Genomic DNA, 18411 nt, shown 5'->3' with positions numbered 1-18411 from the left:
CAAATGCAATAGGCGAAGGCGCTACTGGTAGACCTTTCCGATTAGGGTGCGGGCAATGGTGGTTGCGGGGTCCCGGCCGTCCGGCGTCGGGGCCAGGTTGGTCCAAACGACGAGGGTGACCTTGTTCGCCGGATCGTGCCCCGCGAAGCTGTTGAAACCGGGCAGTTCGCCGGTGTGCCCGAACAGCTGGCCGAACTTCGCGATCCCCAGCCCGTAGAGTGCGCCGCCCGGGTCATCTGCCTTCACCGGCCGGGGGCTGTCCAGGCGCAGCTTCTGCAGCTCGGGCCCAAGGACCTTCCCTCCGCCCAGGGCCTCCGCCCAGGTGGCCAGGTCCGCCGCCGTGGAGATTCCGGAACCGGCAGACCAGGCCCACGAGGCGTTCATGGCTGTCTGGTCGACGGGCTTCAGGGTGCCTTCTGCTGCAGCCTTTTGCATGTCCTCGGGGAGGGCCGGGTCATCGAGGGTCAGCACGTTGTTCCCGTACATGTACCCCTGCGGATGCGGTTCGGGAATTGCGTTGGACGCCTGATCCGGAAACACGGATCCGCTGAGTCCGAGCGGGGTGAACAGCCTGTCGCGGAACGCCGATGAGAGCGGTTTGCCGTCCAGGGCTTCAGCGATCAGGCCGAGCAGCACCGTGTTGGTGTTGGAATAGTGGAAACCCTCGCCGGGAGCGAAATACGGCGGATGGCGGAAGGCTGCGGCGAACAGTTCATCCGTGGTCCACACTTTCCCGGGATCGGTGTCGAGGACCTTGTTGACTTCAAGGTCCTCCGTGTAGTTGTAGAGTCCGCTGCGCATCGTCAGCAATTGTTCGATGGTGATGTTTGCGCCGTCCGGCACATCCGGACGGTAGGCGGCCACCGGATCGTCGAGTTTGATCTTCTTCTCCTGGACCAGTTGGAGAATGACGGTGGTGGTCCAGGTCTTCGTGATGGAGCCGATCCGGACATGGTCCGCCGGTGTTACGGGATCGTCGCCGCCCACGCTTCGTACGCCATAGGTGTATGTGGCCGTCCCGCCCGGGGTCCGCAGCAGCATCACCGCGCCAGGGACACGCAGTTCCCGGGCGGTCTCCCTGAAGGTCTGCTCCAGCGCCGCCTGGTCGAAAGGCTGCAGTGCGCCACCGGATGAAGCAGGGGGCGTAACGTCCGTGGTGCCCGACCCCGTGGCGCCGGGCGGCGTGTCCGATGGCGCGGGAGAGGAAGCGGGCGGGCCCGGAGCCGGGCCGGCGCTGCAACCTGCCACGGCGAGCATCAGCGCAACGGCCAGCGCTGCCGGGGAGTTTTTGGGGAATCCGGGAGCTTTCATGGACCCACAACCTTTTGTCGACGGCGTTATGGGCCCCATTGGGTCACGGGCGGCGCTTGGGTGTCAAGCACTCCGCAGCATGTGCACTGACTCCGGCGTTACTCCGGGGCGGCCATGCCGAGCCACTGGAACCAGCCGCGGTGCAGCACAAGCCACGCCATCAGCCCGTAGCCTGCCTGCCCCGGCGTTCCGCCGTTGGCGGCCAGGTCCTGGCGCCACTGTTCGTGGTTGAGCAACGGGGAGAAGGTATCCACATACAGGTGCTTGCGCCGCGTGGTGACATCCGCGAAGGCCGTATTCAGTTCCCCGAGGCGGCGGTTCTGCGAGGGGTCCAGCGACGGCGGCGGACCCACCACAAAGACCTCGATTTTGTTCTGGGAGGCGGAGTCCAGGATGTTGGCAAGGTTCAGGCGGCTGCGGGCGGTGGACAGGCCGAATTCGACGTCCCGTCCGCTCAGCCCGATCACCAGGCGGTTTTCGTGATTGTTGCCAAAGCGGCGGCCGGCCTCGTCCAGCCACCGGGCGGCCAGGCCCTCGGTGCCTTCCTGCGGGCAGGGGAGGGCGTAGCACTCAAGGGTGAGTCCGTCCTGCGGGGTGCGGGCCAGCACGCGGCCCAGCCAGCCCAGCGCCCGGGGATCACCCAAGCCGGCCAACAGCTCATCCCCAACAGCCGCGATCCGCAGCTTTCTGTCTTCCACGACTACCTCTTAACCTCAATGTGCAACAAAATTCAGCGTTCCATGGAAACGGGCTCCGGGCCAACTCCGGAGGCTGGCGGCGGGCAACAGCGTCCGGCCCGGCAGCACTGCCGCTTCCATTAAGCAGCGCTGCCCGGCCGGAGTCGCGTATTTCGAGTTCCGACCGGGCAGCGTTCAAGCTACTTCCGAGCAAACGCCTGCTTGAGGAGGGTATCCTGCTCCGCAGCGTGCCGCTTCATGGAACCGGCTGCCGTGGATGCCGAAGCCGGACGGGAAACCAGCTTCACCCGGCGGTCCAGTGCCTCGGGAAGGTTCAGGCCCATGAACGGCCACGGGCCCTGGTTGGCCGGTTCGTCCTGTGCCCACACCACTTCGGCGTTGGGGTACTTGGCGAGTTCGGCAGCGATTTCAGCGGCGGGCAGCGGGTAGAGCTGCTCGACGCGGACGATCGCCGTCGTCTTATCGCCGGTCTTCTGTCGCGTGGACAGGAGATCGTAGTACAGGCGGCCGGACACCAGCAGCACACGCTCGACGGCGTCTGCCTGCAGCTGTTCGTGCTCGCCGATGACGGGCTTGAACGCACCGGTGGTGAAGTCCTCCACCGAAGAGGCAGCAGCCTTCAGGCGGAGCAACTGCTTGGGCGTGAAGATGATGAGCGGCTTCCGCGGGCGGCTGTACGCCTGGCGGCGCAGCAGGTGGAAGTGCGAAGCCGACGTCGTGGGGTTGGCCACGATCATGTTCTCTTCGGCACACAGCTGCAGGAAGCGCTCGATCCGTGCGGACGAGTGGTCCGGACCCTGGCCTTCGTAGCCGTGGGGCAGCATGAGCACCAGGGAGGAACGCTGGCCCCACTTTTGCTCGGCCGAGGAGATGAACTCATCGATGATGGTCTGCGCGCCGTTGACGAAGTCGCCGAACTGCGCTTCCCACAGCACCAGTGCATCGGGGCGCTCCACGGAGTATCCGTATTCGAAGCCCATCGCAGCGTATTCGGACAGCAGGGAGTCGTAGATCCACAGCTTGGCCTGGTCATCGGAGAGGTTGCCCAAGGGCAGCCATTCATTGCCGTTGGCGCGGTCGTGGAACACGGCGTGGCGCTGCACGAAGGTTCCGCGGCGGGAATCCTGGCCTGCGAGCCGGACCGGAACGCCTTCCATGATGAGCGAGCCAAAGGCTGCGATCTCGCCGAAGCCCCAGTCGATGCCGCCTTCGCGGGACATCTGTTCGCGCTTCTCCAGCAACTGCTTGAGCTTGGCGTGGACCGTGAAGCCCTCGGGGATCTCGATGTGGGCCTTGCCGATGCGCGCCAGGGTCTCTGCGGAGATCGCAGTGGACGCGGGTGCGTTGATGCCGAAGTCCGACTGCTGGGCGCTGGGCCGTTCGATGTCGGACACTGCGGCGGAATCCGCCGTGATGATCGGGATCGGTGAAGTCTGTGCTGCATGGGTCTCGGCGAAGACCCGCTCCAGCCGTTCCTGGTAGTCGCGGAGCAGTTGCTCGGCTTCTTCCTCGGTGATGTCCCCGCGGCCGATCAAGGACTCGGTGTACAGCTTGCGGACCGAGCGCTTGGCTTCGATCAGGTTGTACATCAGCGGCTGGGTCATCGAGGGGTCATCGCCCTCGTTGTGCCCGCGGCGCCGGTAGCAGACCATGTCGATGACAACGTCCTTGTGGAAGCGCTGGCGGAACTCGTAGGCGAGCTGGCCGATGCGGACCACGGCCTCCGGGTCGTCGCCGTTCACGTGGAACACCGGAGCCTGGATCATCTTGGCGACGTCCGTGGAGTAGGTGGAGGAACGCGACGAGGACGGAGCGGTGGTAAAGCCAACCTGGTTGTTGACCACGACGTGGATGGTACCGCCGGTGCGGTAGCCGCGGAGCTGGGAGAGGTTGAGCGTTTCCGCCACCACGCCCTGGCCGGCGAACGCCGCGTCGCCGTGCACCATGATGGGCAGCACGGGGAACGCCTCGCCCTGGTCCAGGCGGTCCTGCTTGGCGCGGACGATGCCTTCAAGGACCGAGTCCACGGCCTCGAGGTGCGAGGGGTTGGCTGCGAGGTAGACCTTGGTCTCCTTGCCGCTGTCCGAGGTGAAGGTGCCCTCGGTGCCGAGGTGGTACTTCACGTCGCCGGAGCCCTGCACGGAGCGCGGGTCCTGGGTTCCCTCGAATTCACGGAAGACCTGTGCGTAGGTCTTCCCGGCGATGTTCGTGAGCACGTTCAGGCGGCCGCGGTGGGCCATGCCGATCGCAACTTCGTCGAGATCGTCGTCGGCCGCGTCGGAGATGATGGCGTCCAGCAGCGGGATCAGTGATTCGCCGCCCTCCAGCGAGAACCTCTTCTGCCCCACGAACTTGGTCTGCAGGAAGGTTTCGAAGGCTTCCGCGGCATTGAGCTTGGACACGATGCGCAGCTGCTCTTCGCGGCTCGGCTTGGAGTACTCGTGCTCCAGCTGGTCCTGGAACCACTTGCGCTCGGCCGGGTCCTGGATGTGCATGTACTCAATGCCGGTGGTGCGGCAGTAGGCGTCACGGAGGACGCCGAGGATGTCGCGGAACGCAAGCATGGGCTTGCCGCCGAAACCGCCGGTGGGCCACTCGCGGTCGAGGTCCCACAGGGTCAGGCCGTAGGTGAGGACGTCGAGGTCCGGGTGCTTGCGCTGTACGTATTCCAGCGGATCCGTGTCCGCCATGAGGTGGCCGCGCACGCGGTAGGAGTGGATCAGCTGCTGGATCCGGGCGACCTTGTTGATCTGGTCCGCCGGGTCGACCTGCAGGTCCGGGCTCCAGCGCACAGGCTCGTACGGGATACGCAGGGACTCGAAGATTTCGTCGTAGAAGTTCTGGGCACCCAGCAGCAGCTGGTGCACGAGCTTGAGGAACTCGCCGCTGCCGGCGCCCTGGATCACGCGGTGGTCATACGTGGACGTCAGCGTAAGGACCTTGCTGATGGCGTTTTGCGCGATGATCTTCTCGCTGGCCCCTTGGAACTCGGCCGGGTAATCCAGCGCGCCGACACCGATAATGGCGGCCTGGCCCTTGGAGAGGCGCGGCACGGAGTGCACAGTGCCGATGCCGCCCGGGTTAGTGAGGGAGACCGTGGTGCCGGAGTGGTCATCGGCGGTCAGCTTGCCATTGCGGGCGCGCTTGATCAGGTCCTCGTAGGTGTGCCAGAACTCGGAGAAGTTGAGGGTCTCCGCCTTCTTGATGTTCGGCACCATCAGCAGGCGGGTGCCGTCCGGCTTGGGCATGTCGATGGCGATGCCGAAGTTCACGTGTGCGGGCTGGACCGCAACTGGCTTGCCGTCCACTTCGTCGTAATAGACGTTCATGGAGGGGAACTGGGACAGGGCCCGGATGACGGCATAGCCGATCAGGTGCGTGAAGGAAACCTTGCCGCCGCGGGCGCGGGCCAGGTTGGAGTTGATGACCACGCGGTTGTCGATCAGCAGCTTGGCCGGAATGGCGCGGACGCTGGTGGCCGTGGGAACTTCCAGGCTGGTGACCATGTTGGAAGCGATGGCCTTCGCCGGTCCGCGGAGGACGGAGACGACGTCCTCTTCCGGAGCGGTGGGGGCCTTGATGTTCTTGGGCAGCTGGGCGGGGATGGGCGGGGTGCCTGCGGTTTCGGGCTTCTTTGCGCCGTCGCGGGCAACAGTGGCAGGTGCTTTCTTCGCCGGTGCTGCAGCCGGAGCTGCCTGCGGCTGGGCGGAAGGGGTCTGGGGGGATGCCGGCTGCGCAGCTGCGGCCGCTGCAGGTTTCGCCGGCGACGATGCCGGTGCTGCCGGAGCGGGAGCTACAACTGGAAGTTCGCGGGTTGCGGGATCTGCGGGAGCCGCTGCACCCGAGGTCCCGTTGGAAGACGCGCTGTCACCGGCGTCGAAGGATTCGAACAGGGGCCACCACTTGGCATCTACCGTGTTCTTGTCCTGCTGGTAACGCTCGTACAGTTCGTCAACGAGCCACTCGTTTCCGCCAAATTCCTCTGGTAGACGGTGGCTAGGCTGCTCTGGCACTTGAAATACGCCTCTTCCATGAGTTTGATTTCCCTCTGGTCGCCTTCGGTGCCTCAGCACAACAATCGAACCAGTTCTCTGCGTCCTGTGAACCCAGACCTTTGCCAGTCTAGTGACGATCCTCCGTTAACTGCCAATAAGGGTGACCCAAATCATGTAGCGGCGAAACTATTGGGCGAATCGGCCCTCGGAGCGACCACTGGAGCTGCGTTGCGAGGCGTCCTTGGCGCTCGTCCCGGCGCCGTCCCGCCGGGGGCCGCGGTCTCGCCTAGACTCGCACTGGGAACACCATTTTCGACGAGGAGCAGCCGTGCGTTTTTTGAGTGAGCCGTCCACCGACCTGACCTACTCGGACGCCTTCCTGGTGCCCTCGCGGTCCGACGTCACCTCGCGGCTGGATGTTGACCTGGCGGCGGACGACGGCACCGGCGCCTCCATCCCGCTGGTGGTGGCGAACATGACGGCCGTGACCGGAAAGCGCATGGCCGAGACCATGGCCCGCCGCGGGGGACTGGCCGTCCTTCCGCAGGACGTTCCGCTCGATGTACTCCGGGACGTCACTGCCTGGATCAAGTCGCGCCACACAGTCTTCGAAACACCCGTCAGCCTGCTGGCCTCCGAAACCGTCATCGACGCCCTCCACCTGATGGGCAAACGGCCCCATGGAGCAGTGGTCGTAATGGACGACGCCGGGAAGGTTGCCGGCGTTGTCCGCGCTGCGGACTGTGACGGGCAGGACCGCTTTGCCTCGCTGGCGTCGGTCATGCGCCAGGCCCTGGTGCTGGATGCCGCCGCCTTCGGTGCCGGGCCGGCGGCGGGAGACGCGGCCCCGGACGGCCGTGACGCTTCCCTGCGAAAAGCTTTCGAGGCCATGGACGCCGCAGGGACGGACTTTGCGCCCGTCCAGCTCGGCGGCTCCCTCGCGGGAGTCCTCACCCGCAAGGGCGCCCTTCGGTCCACCATCTACCGTCCCCTGGTGGACGCGGCGGGGAAGCTCAAGGTGGCTGCCGCCGTCGGAATTAACGGTGACGTGGCCGGCCGGGCAGCGGAACTGCTCGCCGCCGGCGTCGATGTCCTGGTGATCGATACCGCGCACGGGCACCAGCAGAAGATGTTCGACGCCCTGGCGGCGGTCCGGAGCCTGGACCCCGCCGTTCCTATTGTGGCCGGCAACGTCGTAACGGCGGATGCCACGCGGGAGCTGATCCATGCCGGGGCGGACATCGTCAAGGTGGGCGTCGGACCGGGGGCCATGTGCACCACGCGCATGATGACGGCGGTGGGCCGCCCCCAGCTGTCCGCCGTGCTGGAGTGCGCGGCTGCCGCGCGCGCCGCCGGAGGGCGGATCTGGGCCGACGGCGGCGTACGGTATCCGCGGGATGTGGCCCTTGCGCTGGCGGCCGGGGCAAGCCAGGTGATGATCGGTTCGTGGTTCGCGGGGACCCATGAAAGCCCGGGGGACCTCCAGGCGGACGCAAACGGCCGCCTTTATAAGGAGAGCTTCGGCATGGCATCGGCCAGGGCCGTGCAGAACCGGAACCAGCGGGAAGGTGCCTTCGAAAAGGACCGCAAGGCACTCTTCGAAGAAGGCATCTCGACGTCACGCATGTACCTGGACCCCGCGCGTCCGGGGGTGGAGGATCTCGTGGACACGATCACGGCAGGGCTGCGCAGTTCGATGAGCTACGCCGGTGCCGCGGACCTGGCCGGTTTCCGCGAGCGCGCCGTGGCCGGAATCCAGTCGGCTGCCGGCTATGAGGAAGGCCGGCCCGTTCCACAGAGCTGGTGACGGATGTGCGCAGCGGAAGCGGTTAGTCCCTGCAGTATGGCTCCTGTGGGCTGTGGCTGCTCCTGTAGACTGAAATTCTTATGGACAGTAAATCTAGGTGCCGGCCTGGGGGCTGTCAGCGGAGCATGAACACCAGCTCCCCGCAGCCCACCCACAGAGCCGGCAAACCCCGTTCACGCGCCCATCACTCTGCAGCAGTCAGCGCCGCAGCCTTCCAGGAAACGGGGTCGGCACCGGCCGACCATCCTCCGCCGGTCCGTCCTCGCCGCAACACCTTCTTCGCCCTGATAGCTCTTTCTCCGGCGCCTGCCGGCTCCCGGAAGCGGATTCCGTTCCCGGGACGGCCGGAGGCAAGCCGCTGATGGAATGGCTACTGCTAGGAGCGGGCATCCTGCTCATCCTCGGTACGGGTTTCTTCGTCGCCGTGGAGTTCTCACTCGTCGCCCTTGACCAGGCCACTGTCCAGCGGGCCGTGGACACCGGCGACGCCGCGGCCGTGCCGCTGCTCAAGTGCCTTAAATCCCTGTCCACCCAGCTGTCCAGCTGCCAGCTCGGGATCACGCTGACCACCCTGCTGACCGGCTATGTCATGGAACCGTCCGTAGGAAAGCTGCTGGAAGGGCCGCTTACCGCGGCCGGCGTTCCGGAAGCGGCAGCGGCTTCGGTCTCCCTGGTGATGGCCATGACCATCGCCACCCTCCTGTCCATGCTGATCGGCGAGCTCGTGCCCAAAAACATGGCCATTGCACTGTCCTTGCCGATCGGCAAGGCTGTTGCGCGGCCGCAGCTGGTGTTCACCGCCGTCTTCAAGCCGGCGATCATCGTATTGAACGGGTTCTCCAACAAGGTGCTGAATGTCTTCGGACTTGAAGCCAAGGAGGAGATCTCCGGTGCGCGGACACCGGCCGAACTTGCATCCCTGGTCCGCCGTTCCGCCGCCATGGGAACTCTTGACCCGGGCACCGCAAACTTCATTGCCCGGACGCTGAAGTTCTCCGGCCGGACCGCCGCCGACGTGATGACGCCCAGGATCCGGCTCGAAACCATCGGCGCCGCGCAGCCGGTGTCGGACATCATCGATGCCGCCCGGCGGACAGGCTATTCACGCTTCCCGGTCATCGGCGAGTCCGCCGACGACATCCGGGGCCTGGTGCACGTGAAGAAGGCAATCGCTGTCCCCTCGGACCGGCGCGCCAACCTCGAGGCCGGTGCCATCATGACGGACGTCCTCAGGGTTCCCGAGACAATCCACCTTGATGCCCTGCTGGCTGAACTGCGCGAAGGAAACATGCAGCTGGCCGTTGTGCTGGATGAATACGGCGGAACGGCCGGCATCGCCACGCTTGAGGACCTCGTGGAGGAAATCGTCGGGGAAGTCGCGGATGAACATGACAAGGTGCGGCCGGGACTGCTCCAGAGCGCATCGGGGGACTGGTACTTCCCCGGCCTGCTGCGCCCGGACGAGCTGTCCGAACAGATCCCCGGATTGACGGTGCCTGATGAGTCCGCCTATGAAACCGTGGGCGGGTATGTCATGAGCCAGCTCGGCCGGATCGCCGCAGTCGGGGACACCGTGGACGTCGGCGGGGGCACCCTGAGCGTGACCCGGATGGACGGACGCCGGATCGACCGGATCTGCTTCAAGCCTGCCCCGGTCCTCGGCGAAGAACACGCTGCCGGCCAGGGAGGGACGGCATGAGCGACTGGGTAGGAATTATCTGGCTGGTGCTCCTGCTGATCGGAAACGCCTTCTTCGTGGCTGCGGAATTCGCGGTGATGTCCGCGCGGCGGAGCCAGATCGAGCCGCTGGCCGAAGCAGGGTCCCTGCGGGCCCAGACAACGTTGCGGGCCATGGAAAGCGTGTCCCTCATGCTCGCGTGCGCCCAGCTGGGCATCACGGTCTGCTCCCTGCTGATCCTGCAGGTGGCTGAGCCGGCCATCCACCACCTGATGGCCGTGCCGCTGGAAGCCGTGGGTGTGCCGACGGAACTCGCGGACGTTGTGGCGTTCGCCGTGGCGCTCCTGGCGGTGACCTTCCTTCACGTGACCTTCGGCGAGATGGTGCCCAAGAACATCTCGGTCTCCGTCGCGGACAAGGCGGCACTGCTGCTGGCGCCGCCGCTGATGTTCATCGCACGCCTTGTGAACCCGGTGATCGTGGCCCTCAACTGGTCTGCCAACCACATCCTGCGCCTGCTCCGGATCGAGCCCAAGGACGAGGTCAACTCCTCGTTCACCCTGGAGGAGGTCCAGTCCATCGTGCAGGAATCCACCCGGCATGGACTCGTGGATGACGACGCCGGCCTCATCACCGGTGCACTGGAATTCTCCGAGCACACGGCGTCCCGCATCATGGTTCCGCTGGACAAGCTGGTCATGATGCAGTCGCCCACCACGCCGGTGGAGTTTGAAAAAGCCGTCAGCCGCACGGGGTTCTCCCGGTTCCCGATGATGGACGAGGACGGGATGCTTTCGGGCTACCTTCACATCAAGGATGTGCTGTCCATCCCGGAAGCCGGATATGAGCACCCGATTGCGGAAAGCCGCATCAGGTCCCTGGCGAACCTGTCCATGGATGACGAGATCGAGAAGGCGATGTCCGTGATGCAACGCACCGGCTCGCACCTGGCGCGCGTCATCGGACCGGACGGCAACACCAGGGGCGTCCTTTTCCTGGAAGACGTGATCGAACAGCTCGTGGGCGAGATCCGTGACGCCACCCAGGCGAAGGGAATCCGCCGGCTCGGCCAGCGGAACGGCGACTAGGAGTCCGCGGGAGGCTGCACCTGGATGCGGTAGCCCTAAATAGGAATGATTCCTATTTAGGGCTACACTCGTCTTGTTGCTAATGCTCCTGATTCTCATGTGGCAAGTCCAGACAACCAGATCCGAGGTCTTTCCGTGCGCCGTTCCGCAGTCTTCTCCGTCACCGCCCTTGCAGGCCTGAGCCTGGTGCTGTCAGCCTGCAGTACGACGCCGGGCGGCCAGCCGGCAGCTTCCGGCACCATTGAGGTTGTCACCTCCACGAACGTTTACGGTGACATCGTCCGGGAAATCGGCGGCGACAAGGTGAGCGTCAAAGCACTGATCAGCAAGGCCAGCCAGGATCCGCACTCCTACGAGGCCACCACGCAGGACAAGCTTGCGGTCTCGAAGGCCCGGCTGGTGGTTGAAAACGGCGGTGGCTATGACGACTTCATCCACAAGCTGGCCGACGACAGCAACGTGGGCCATGACAACATCATCAGCGCAGTCGAGGTTTCCGGGCTTGCCCCCGAAGAAGAGTCCACGGCCGGGTCCACGGCCGGCGCCGACGACCACGGGCATGCCCACGATCACGGAGCGTTCAATGAGCACGTCTGGTACAGCCTCGATGCCATGACCAAGCTGGCCGACGCCGTCGAAGCCAAGCTCGCGGCGTTGGAGCCGGCCTCCGCAGCAACCTTCCAGGCCAATGCCGCCACTTTCAAAAAAGAGATCGCCGGGCTGAACGCAAAGGTGGCCGGTCTCACCGCAACGGCAGCACAGGCTCCCGTTGCGGTGACCGAGCCGGTGCCGCTCTACCTGATCGAGGCCGCGGGCCTGGTAAACAAAACTCCTGCCGACTACACGGCCGCCATCGAGGAAGATGCCGATGTGCCGCCCGCCGCCCTCAAGGAAGCCACGGAACTGGCCGGATCAAAGGACATCAAGTTCCTGGCGTACAACACGCAGACGGAAGGTCCGCAGACGCAGGCCCTCAGGAAGGCAGCCGAGGCTGCCGGCGTCCCCGTGCTGGACTTCAGTGAAACCCTTCCGGAGGGGAAGACTTACGTGCAGTGGATGGGCAGTAACGTGGACAGCATCGCGCAGGCACTGCAGAAGTAGCCCCGGCGTCACTAGGATGGTGGGGGCGCTTCGCCCCGTATGAATCGAGGATTAAGAACGTTGAAACCGGTAGTGAGCCTCCGCGGAGCCACCCTGAAGTTCGGGAAACGGACGTTGTGGGAGGACCTGGACCTCGATATAAACCCCGGCGAGTTCTTTGCGGTCCTCGGCCCGAACGGCAGCGGCAAGACCACGTTCCTGAAGGTCCTGCTGGGCCTGCAGGACCTCCATTCCGGTACGGCAACGTTGGGCGGGCGCCCGGTGGAGCGGGGCAGCAGGCTGATCGGCTACATCCCGCAGCAGAAATCCTTTGCACCGGATACGCCACTGCGTGCCCGGGACCTCGTGGGACTTGGCGTGGACGGCCACCGTTGGGGACTGCGGCTGGGAGCCGCCAAGGCCAACCACAGGATCGATGAGCTGCTGGACCTGGTGGGGGCCGCTGATTACGCCAAGGTCCCGGTGGGCCAGCTCTCCGGCGGTGAGCAGCAGAGGCTAAGGGTCGCCCAGTCGCTGGCCTCGGATCCGCGCGTCCTGCTGTGCGACGAACCGCTGCTGTCCCTGGACCTCCAGCACCAGCAGGCCGTCAGCGCACTGATCAACGAGCAGTGCCGCAGTAAGGACAGTGCCGTCGTATTTGTCACGCACGAGATCAATCCGATCATCGACTACGTGGACCGCGTCCTCTACCTTGCCGGCGGACGGTTCCGGGTAGGCAGGCCCGCAGAGGTGATGACCACCGAGGTGCTCTCCGGACTTTACGGCAGCAGGGTTGAGGTGATCCGGGCCAACGGCCGGATGGTCGTGGTGGGGCTGCCGGAGGGTGTCACCCACCACCACGAGGACGCACATTCAGTGGCAGGGGAGGTGGGCTAAATGGATTTCGACAGTATCCTGCGTTCCATCTTCAATTTTGACAACTACGGCGAGCTACTGGCCCTGGTCCAGAACTCCCTCTGGGCAGGAGCGCTGCTCGGTCTGTTGGGCGGGCTCATGGGTACGTTCGTGATGAAAAGGGACCTCGCCTTCGCGGTCCACGGAATCTCCGAGCTTTCCTTCGCAGGCGCAGCCTTCGCGCTACTGATCGGAGCCGACGTCGTGTTCGGATCCCTGGTGGGTTCGGTGCTCGCGGCGCTGCTCCTGGGCGTGATGGGAGTCCGTGCCCGGGACAAAAACTCCATCATTGGCGTGATCATGCCGTTCGGCCTGGGCCTGGGCATTCTCTTTCTATCGCTGTACGAGGGGCGGGCCTCAAACAAGTTCGGCCTCCTGACGGGGCAGATCGTGTCTGTGGATACAGTTCAACTGCAGGTGCTGGCCACGGCCGCCCTGGTAGTGATGATTGCGCTGGTGGCCATCTGGCGCCCGCTCACCTTTGCCAGCGTGGACCCGGAAGTGGCGGAAGCCCGCGGCGTACCTGTCCGGACGCTGGGCATCGGCTTTATGGTGCTGCTGGGAATCAGCGTGGCGCTGGCCATCCAGGTGGTCGGGGCACTCCTCGTGCTCGCCCTGCTGATCACTCCGGCCGCTGCCGCGCTTCGCGTTACCTCATCGCCCCCGCTGGTGGTGATTCTCAGCGTGGCCTTCGCGGTGACCGCCACCGTGGGCGGCATCATGCTGGCCCTCGGCGGCCGGATACCCATCAGCCCCTACGTGACCACGCTGTCATTCCTGATCTACGTTGTGTGCCGGATCGTTGGCGGCATACGGGCCGGACGCGGCCTCAACGGACGCGTCCTCCCAGCCGGGGCGGGCGCCTCTTAGCCGGCGCCGTCCGTCAGCCCGGGCGGCTCTTAGCCGGCGTCGGCCTTGCGGGCCGTGCAGTCCGGACACAGGCCGAAAATCTCCACGGTGTGGGCCACTTCGGTGTAACCGTGCTCCGCGGCGGTCCGCGCAGCCCAGGTCTCCACGGCAGGTGCTTCCACTTCCACGGCCTTGCCGCAGTTGCGGCACAGCAGGTGATGGTGGTGGCCTGTGACGGCGCACCTCCGGTAGACGGCCTCGCCCTCGCCGTTGCGCAGGACATCGACAAGCCCGTCGTCGGCGAGCGACTGAAGGATCCGGTAGGCAGTGGCCAGTGACACCGAGGTGCCCTGGTTCTGCAGCATCCGGTAGAGCTCCTGGGTGCTGACGAAGTCGTCCAGCTCATCCAGGGCGGCGCTCACCGCCAGTCGCTGCTTGGTGACACGCTGCTCCCGGCCGCCGGCGGAAGCCGGTGCGGATAGCTTTGTGCCTTCGGCTTTGGCGCCGTGGGCCATGGATTGACTCGCTTCCCTAAGGGGTGTTGGCAATGTCCAAGATTACCAGCCGGGAGTTCACGAACGGGTTCGGGGACGGCTTCGTGGACACTGCCGCGCGGCCCACCCTAGGCTGGCTCCATGAAGCTGACTAAATACACCCACGCCTGTGTCCGGCTCGAGAAGGACGGCCAGGTGCTGGTGATAGATCCCGGCACGTTCTCCGAAACCGGGCAGGCCCTCGGAGGGGCTGGAGCCGTCCTGGTCACCCACGAGCACGGCGACCACATCGATGTACCGGCCATGGTGTCAGCGCTGCGGGACAATGAGTCGCTCCAGGTCTTTGCCCCGGCGGGAGTGGCGGCAAAGCTGCGGTCCGAGGCGCCGTTTGCCGGCTCCCGGATCAGGGACGTCGAACCCGGCGAGGCATTCACCGCCGTCGGCTTCGAGGTTCAGGCGTTCGGCGGCCAGCACGCCCTGATCCACCCCCAGATCCCCGTGGTGGCGAACATCGGGTACCTGATCGACTCCAACGTGTACCACCCCGGTGACTCGTTGGTGATTCCGGACGGGATTGGCGTCCGGACACTCCTGGTCCCGGTGCACGCGCCTTGGAACAAAGTGGGTGAGGTGGTCGATTTCGTCATTGGTGTCCGCGCCGCCAAGGCATTCCCTATCCACGACGCCCTGCTCAACGAAACCGGACTCGGCCTGATCGAAGGGCACGTGAAGCGGCTCGGGGCAAAATACGGCACCGAGTACGCGCACCTCTCCAGCGGGGAATCCGTGGAGGTCTAGGCGCGCCAGTTTCCGGTATCGAAAAAGTCCCTGATCGCGGCCTCGTGCGGCCTCGGGTCCAGCCCGCGCGCCGCCAGCCACTCCTCGTTGTAGTAACTCCCTGCGTAGCGGTCGCCGGCGTCGCACATCAGCGAGACCACGCTTCCCCGCTGTCCCTCCGCGATCATTCCGGCGATCAGCTGCCACACGCCCCACAGGTTGGTTCCGGTGGACGGGCCCGCATGCAGCCCCGCCAGGTCCCGCAGGTGCCGCATGGCCGCCACCGAGGCAGCGTCGGGGACCTGGATCATGTGGTCTATCACGGCGGGCACGAAGCTGGGTTCCATCCGCGGCCTGCCGATGCCCTCGATGCGGGATGGCATACCGGTGCTGAAGCCGGCGACGCCGTCCCGCCAGCCAGGGTAGAAGGCGGAGTTTTCCGGGTCCACGACCGCGAGCTCCGTGTGATGGCGGTGGTAGCGCAGGTAGCGGCCGATGGTGGCGCTGGTTCCGCCGGTGCCGGCACCCACCACGATCCAGCGGGGGACAGGGTGCTCCTCGAGGGCGAGCTGCTGGAAGATGGACTCGGCGATGTTGTTGTTGCCCCGCCAGTCCGTGGCGCGCTCGGCGTAGGTGAACTGGTCCATATAGTGCCCGCGGGCGGTGCGGGCAACTTCCTCTGCGGCGGAATACACCTCGGAGGCATGATCCACCAGGAGGCAGGACCCGCCGAACTGCTCAATGAGGGCAATCTTTTCCGGGCTGGTGGTGCGGGTCATGACGGCGATGAACGGCAAGCCAAGGAGCTGGGCAAAGTAGGCCTCCGAGACCGCCGTACTGCCGCTGGAGGCCTCCACGATGGTGGTGTCCTCCCGGATCCAGCCGTTGACCAGGCCGAACAGGAACAGTGAGCGCGCCAGCCGGTGCTTGAGGCTGCCGGAGCGGTGCGTGGACTCGTCCTTCAGGTAGAGCTGGACGCCCCAGTGCTCCGGAAGCGGAACAGAGTAGAGGTGCGTGTCCGCCGACCTGTTGTTTTCGGCGTTGATCCTGCGGACGGCTTCATCCGCCCATGCCCGGTCCTGTTTGCCCGGCCGGTTGCCTAGTTTGTTCACTAATTCAGCCTACCCGGGAGAGGGGTCGTCCGCGGATACAGTGGGTACCGGCTGCCCGTCCGCGTTGTGCGCCGGCCGGACAGCCTGTCATCCGAACCAAAGGAGATTTGATGAACCCCCTGATGGACGTGTCCGCGCTGAACCACCGGATGACCTCCGGCGGGCGCACCGTTCTGCTGGATGTGCGCTGGGCGCTGGGCGATCCCCACGGCCGCGAACACTATCTTGAGGCGCATATTCCCGGCGCCATCTACGTCGACCTGCCTACCGCGCTGGCGGGTCCGGCGGACCCTTGCCAGGGCAGGCATCCCTTGCCGCCGCTGCAGCAGTTCCAGGAATCGGCGCGGTGCTGGGGAATCCGGGACAACGACGTCGTGGTCGCCTATGACGACACAGGCAGCACTGCTGCCGCCAGGCTGTGGTGGATGCTGCGTAACGCCGGGATGTCCACGGTGTTCCTGCTCGACGGCGGCCTGTCCGCCTGGCGGGCGGCCGGATACCCCGTGGAGGGCGGCCTCGAGCAGGCCTCGCTGGGTGACGTCACGCTGACCGACGGAGCGATGCCCGTGATCGACTCGGCCCAGGCCGCGGAGTGGCCCGGGAGGGGAGTCCTGCTGGACGCGCGGGCGGGGGAGCGCTACCGCGGCGAGGTCGAACCGGTGGATCCGCGGGCAGGACACATTCCGGGCGCTGTGAGCGCCCCCACCGCCGGAAACATTGGAAGCGACGGACGGTTCCTGCCGCCGGAGGAGCTGCGCGGGCGTTTCACCGCCCTGGGCGTCAGCCCGGATGTGCCCACCGCTGTCTACTGCGGCTCCGGCGTCACCGCCGCGCACGAAATAGCCGCACTGGAAATCGCCGGCTTTCCGGCTGCACTGTATCCAGGCTCCTTTTCGCAGTGGTCCAATGACCCCGCCAACGAGGTGGCTACGGGAGCGGCTCCCTAAGGCTGGCGCCGCAAGCACCGCTCCGATTGGAGCACCGGCCGGCGGCGGGGGTAGCGTCTGAGGATGACTCCCGGACGCCCCGTACCGCCGCCCCTCGCCAAGCCGCTCCCCGGCACCCCGCCGCTCCAGGGCTCAAGCCAGCCGGCGCCGCCGCGGCTGGCCGCGGCCTACGGGGCCACGGCCGCAGGCGGCGGACTGGTGCCACTGACCGTCGCCCGCCGGGCCCCGAAGGACGACGACGTCGAGATCGCCATTGAGTTCTGCGGCCTCTGCCACTCGGACGTGCACGCAACGCGCGGCGAGTGGGGCGCGCAGAAATACCCGCTGGTGCCGGGCCACGAAATCGTTGGCCGCGTCAGCCGGGTAGGCCCCGCCGTCGACGACTTCGCGCCGGGCGACCTCGTGGGCGTGGGGTGCATGGTGGATTCCTGCCGTGAATGCGACAGCTGCCTCGAGGGGCTGGAGCAGTACTGCGAAAACGGCATGACCGGCACCTACGGAGCGGTGGATGCCCGCAACGGCGGCGTCGTCACACAGGGCGGCTACGCCACGTCCGTGGTGGTGGACCGCCGCTACGTGCTGCGGGTTCCGGAAAACCTTGACTCCGCCGCCGTCGCACCGCTCCTCTGTGCCGGCATCACCACCTATTCCCCGCTGCGGCATTTCGGCGTTGAGGCCGGAGACGTTGTGGGGGTGGTGGGGCTCGGCGGACTGGGCCACCTGGCCGTGAAGCTCGCCAAGGCGATGGGTGCCGAGGTGAAGGTGTTCACCACATCGGAGTCGAAGGTGGCCGCGGCCCGCGAGCTTGGCGCTGACGGCGTCATCCTGTCCCGCGACGAAGCGTCCATGACGGCCGCGGACCGCAGCATCGACGTCATCATCGACACGGTGGCGGCTCCGCATGACCTCAACCTCTACTTCCGGACCCTGCGCCGGGACGGAGCGCTCTTCCAGCTGGGCCTGCCTTCAGGCGCCATGCCGGCAGTCAACCCGGGGACACTGGTCCGGCGCCGGATCTCCTACGCGGGCTCACTCATCGGAAGCATCGCCGAGACCCAGGAGATGCTGGACTTCTGTGCCGGACACGGCGTCGTCTCCGACGTCGAGGTGGTGCGTGCGGAGCAGCTGAACGAGGCCTATGACCGTATGGTGGCAGGCGACGTCAAGTATCGTTTTGTCCTGGACACCAGTACCCTCGGAACCCCTTCGGAAAAGGCAGACGCATGAGCACCGTTTTCACAAAGATCATCAACGGCGAGATCCCCGGACGCTTCGTCTGGCGGGACGAGGACGTGGTGGCCTTCCTGACCATGGGCCCGCTTGCTGACGGCCACACGCTGGTTGTTCCCATTGAGGAAGTGGACCGCTGGACGGACGCTCCGCCCGCCCTCCTGGCCCGCGTGATGGAAGTAGCCCGGAAGATAGGCGCCGTCCAGGTCGATGTTTTTGATGCTGCACGGGCCGGACTGATCGTGGCCGGCTACGAGGTCAACCACCTCCACGTCCATGTGTGGCCGTCCAACTCCATGGCCGACTACGACTTCGGCTCGGTGGACCAGAACCCGGACCCCGCGCAACTGGACGCCAATGCCGAAAAGCTCCGCCAGGGGCTACGCGAGGCCGGCCACGGCGATCACGTCCCCGTCGCCTGACGGTCGGG

Annotated in this window: 15 protein-coding genes; 10 read left to right on the top strand and 5 right to left on the bottom strand. The window is 66.0% G+C overall.

What is annotated here, in order from left to right; genetic code table 11:
• Window positions 1-21: 21 nt before the first annotated feature.
• The 3 genes from JOE41_RS03240 to JOE41_RS03230 form a co-directional block, all read right to left on the bottom strand.
• Window positions 22-1311, bottom strand: coding sequence for a serine hydrolase (locus JOE41_RS03240; RefSeq protein ID WP_209750831.1), 1290 nt, complete (start codon window positions 1309-1311; stop codon window positions 22-24).
• A 98-nt stretch (window positions 1312-1409) separates the two neighbouring features.
• Complete coding sequence (locus JOE41_RS03235) at window positions 1410-2009, bottom strand: GDSL-type esterase/lipase family protein (RefSeq protein WP_209750829.1); 600 nt, start codon at window positions 2007-2009, stop codon at window positions 1410-1412.
• Window positions 2010-2188: 179 nt separating this feature from the next.
• Window positions 2189-6022: a multifunctional oxoglutarate decarboxylase/oxoglutarate dehydrogenase thiamine pyrophosphate-binding subunit/dihydrolipoyllysine-residue succinyltransferase subunit gene (locus JOE41_RS03230; RefSeq protein WP_209750827.1), complete on the bottom strand. Its 3834-nt coding sequence runs from the start codon at window positions 6020-6022 to the stop codon at window positions 2189-2191.
• Window positions 6023-6332: 310 nt separating this feature from the next.
• Between JOE41_RS03230 and JOE41_RS03225 the strand changes: the two genes are divergently transcribed.
• The 6 genes from JOE41_RS03225 to JOE41_RS03200 all read left to right on the top strand — a co-directional run bounded on the left by JOE41_RS03225 (window position 6333) and on the right by JOE41_RS03200 (window position 13442).
• Window positions 6333-7811 (top strand): GuaB1 family IMP dehydrogenase-related protein, encoded by a 1479-nt coding sequence (locus JOE41_RS03225; protein WP_011692485.1) that lies wholly within the window; start codon window positions 6333-6335, stop codon window positions 7809-7811.
• 361 nt (window positions 7812-8172) lie between these two features.
• Entirely contained in the window at window positions 8173-9510 is a 1338-nt protein-coding gene (locus JOE41_RS03220) for a hemolysin family protein (RefSeq protein ID WP_209750825.1), read from the top strand.
• The gene (locus JOE41_RS03215; RefSeq protein WP_011692483.1) at window positions 9507-10577 is read left to right on the top strand and encodes a hemolysin family protein; all 1071 of its coding nucleotides are present in this window, start codon (window positions 9507-9509) and stop codon (window positions 10575-10577) included. Before JOE41_RS03220 ends, JOE41_RS03215 begins: the two co-directional genes overlap by 4 nt.
• Window positions 10578-10712: 135 nt before the next feature.
• The gene (locus JOE41_RS03210; protein ID WP_011692482.1) at window positions 10713-11678 is read left to right on the top strand and encodes a metal ABC transporter solute-binding protein, Zn/Mn family; all 966 of its coding nucleotides are present in this window, start codon (window positions 10713-10715) and stop codon (window positions 11676-11678) included.
• 39 nt (window positions 11679-11717) lie between these two features.
• Window positions 11718-12554 (top strand): metal ABC transporter ATP-binding protein, encoded by an 837-nt coding sequence (locus JOE41_RS03205; protein WP_011692481.1) that lies wholly within the window; start codon window positions 11718-11720, stop codon window positions 12552-12554.
• Entirely contained in the window at window positions 12555-13442 is an 888-nt protein-coding gene (locus JOE41_RS03200; protein ID WP_209750823.1) for a metal ABC transporter permease, read from the top strand. It abuts the gene before it with no gap.
• Between the two features lie 29 nt (window positions 13443-13471).
• Here the strand turns inward: JOE41_RS03200 and JOE41_RS03195 are convergent, their stop codons facing one another.
• Window positions 13472-13936: a Fur family transcriptional regulator gene (locus tag JOE41_RS03195; RefSeq protein ID WP_011692479.1), complete on the bottom strand. Its 465-nt coding sequence runs from the start codon at window positions 13934-13936 to the stop codon at window positions 13472-13474.
• Between the two features lie 120 nt (window positions 13937-14056).
• Between JOE41_RS03195 and JOE41_RS03190 the strand changes: the two genes are divergently transcribed.
• The gene (locus JOE41_RS03190) at window positions 14057-14713 is read left to right on the top strand and encodes an MBL fold metallo-hydrolase (protein WP_209750821.1); all 657 of its coding nucleotides are present in this window, start codon (window positions 14057-14059) and stop codon (window positions 14711-14713) included.
• On the opposite strand, the gene JOE41_RS03185 is transcribed toward JOE41_RS03190, so the two are convergent.
• Entirely contained in the window at window positions 14710-15804 is a 1095-nt protein-coding gene (locus tag JOE41_RS03185) for a PLP-dependent cysteine synthase family protein (protein ID WP_209750819.1), read from the bottom strand. The two genes, JOE41_RS03190 and JOE41_RS03185, sit on opposite strands and share 4 nt — an antisense overlap.
• A 110-nt stretch (window positions 15805-15914) precedes the next feature.
• Here JOE41_RS03185 and JOE41_RS03180 point away from each other — a divergent pair, with 110 nt between their 5' ends.
• The 3 genes from JOE41_RS03180 (at window position 15915) to JOE41_RS03170 (ending at window position 18403) form a co-directional block, all read left to right on the top strand.
• Entirely contained in the window at window positions 15915-16751 is an 837-nt protein-coding gene (locus tag JOE41_RS03180; RefSeq protein WP_209750817.1) for a sulfurtransferase, read from the top strand.
• A gap of 63 nt (window positions 16752-16814) precedes the next feature.
• Window positions 16815-17978, top strand: coding sequence for an NAD(P)-dependent alcohol dehydrogenase (locus tag JOE41_RS03175; RefSeq protein ID WP_245200608.1), 1164 nt, complete (start codon window positions 16815-16817; stop codon window positions 17976-17978).
• Complete coding sequence (locus tag JOE41_RS03170) at window positions 17975-18403, top strand: HIT family protein (protein WP_011692474.1); 429 nt, start codon at window positions 17975-17977, stop codon at window positions 18401-18403. Before JOE41_RS03175 ends, JOE41_RS03170 begins: the two co-directional genes overlap by 4 nt.
• Window positions 18404-18411: the final 8 nt, after the last annotated feature.

Source organism: Arthrobacter sp. PvP103, assembly GCF_017833075.1.
In the GTDB taxonomy this organism is placed as follows: domain Bacteria; phylum Actinomycetota; class Actinomycetes; order Actinomycetales; family Micrococcaceae; genus Arthrobacter.
Note: the sequence above shows the minus strand (reverse complement) of the source record. Positions and strands in the feature narration are given on the sequence as shown.

Bases quoted from the DNA above. Each gene is read 5' to 3' on its own strand.
- JOE41_RS03200 (WP_209750823.1), top strand. From the start codon at position 12,555: ATGGATTTCGACAGTATCCTGCGTTCCATCTTCAATTTTGACAACTAC.
- JOE41_RS03190 (WP_209750821.1), top strand. From the start codon at position 14,057: ATGAAGCTGACTAAATACACCCACGCCTGTGTCCGGCTCGAGAAGGAC.
- JOE41_RS03170 (WP_011692474.1), top strand. From the start codon at position 17,975: ATGAGCACCGTTTTCACAAAGATCATCAACGGCGAGATCCCCGGACGC.
- JOE41_RS03205 (WP_011692481.1), top strand. From the start codon at position 11,718: ATGAATCGAGGATTAAGAACGTTGAAACCGGTAGTGAGCCTCCGCGGA.
- JOE41_RS03195 (WP_011692479.1), bottom strand. From the start codon at position 13,936: ATGGCCCACGGCGCCAAAGCCGAAGGCACAAAGCTATCCGCACCGGCT.
- JOE41_RS03240 (WP_209750831.1), bottom strand. From the start codon at position 1,311: ATGAAAGCTCCCGGATTCCCCAAAAACTCCCCGGCAGCGCTGGCCGTT.
- JOE41_RS03215 (WP_011692483.1), top strand. From the start codon at position 9,507: ATGAGCGACTGGGTAGGAATTATCTGGCTGGTGCTCCTGCTGATCGGA.
- JOE41_RS03180 (WP_209750817.1), top strand. From the start codon at position 15,915: ATGAACCCCCTGATGGACGTGTCCGCGCTGAACCACCGGATGACCTCC.
- JOE41_RS03220 (WP_209750825.1), top strand. From the start codon at position 8,173: ATGGAATGGCTACTGCTAGGAGCGGGCATCCTGCTCATCCTCGGTACG.
- JOE41_RS03175 (WP_245200608.1), top strand. From the start codon at position 16,815: ATGACTCCCGGACGCCCCGTACCGCCGCCCCTCGCCAAGCCGCTCCCC.